General features: G+C 55.0%; 2 protein-coding genes. Both read left to right on the plus strand.

The features are described from left to right. A partial coding sequence (locus AT959_RS07790) for a DUF2345 domain-containing protein (protein ID WP_157651247.1) occupies window positions 1-225 on the plus strand: 225 nt, incomplete at its 5' end. 12 nt (window positions 226-237) lie between these two features. Next, on the plus strand, window positions 238-585 hold a 348-nt coding region (locus AT959_RS07795), incomplete at its 3' end, for a DUF4123 domain-containing protein (RefSeq protein ID WP_157651248.1).

The following is a 585-nucleotide window of genomic DNA, read 5'->3' on the forward strand; positions in this document are numbered from 1 at the left end:
AAGAAAATCCACCTCGCCGTCGCCGGCGGGGCGAGCATCACCATCGATGGCGGCATCACCGTGCAGTGCCCGGGAACGATTACGGTGCATGCGAGTAAGAAGAGTTTTACCGGTCCAGAGAAGCAGAGTTATGCGTTACCGACGTTCCCGCAGAATGTGTGTATCGAATGCATGTTGGCTGCGATGAAGAGTGGTAGTCCATTCGCAGCCCCTGCTGCAGCCTGAGGCGGCTTGCGCATGTACTTTGCCGTTAATCGATGGAATTCCGATCTGCCTGAGCAAATTCTTGTCGCTCTTCAGCAAATACGCGAACAGCAGCAAGGACTGCCAATGCATTACTACGCGTTGCTCGATGGCTGCTTTGATGAATCCTTGCTCTCCTCCTTCCCATGGCGGCGCTCCATCGCATGTTCGCTTTATGCCGGAACGCGACTGGAAGGCATGAAACTGGCGGCTCCGCACTGGCTAAGATTGGAAGAAAACCCGGAAAAGCAGCTTGTCTGGCTGAAAAACCTTGTTGAAGCCTGTGCCGGCAAGCCAATGTTGAGCATCATCGCGAGCGCGCTTTCCGCCGACGCATTGAGT

The sequence above is a fragment of the Dechloromonas denitrificans genome (assembly GCF_001551835.1).
Taxonomy (GTDB): domain Bacteria; phylum Pseudomonadota; class Gammaproteobacteria; order Burkholderiales; family Rhodocyclaceae; genus Azonexus; species Azonexus denitrificans.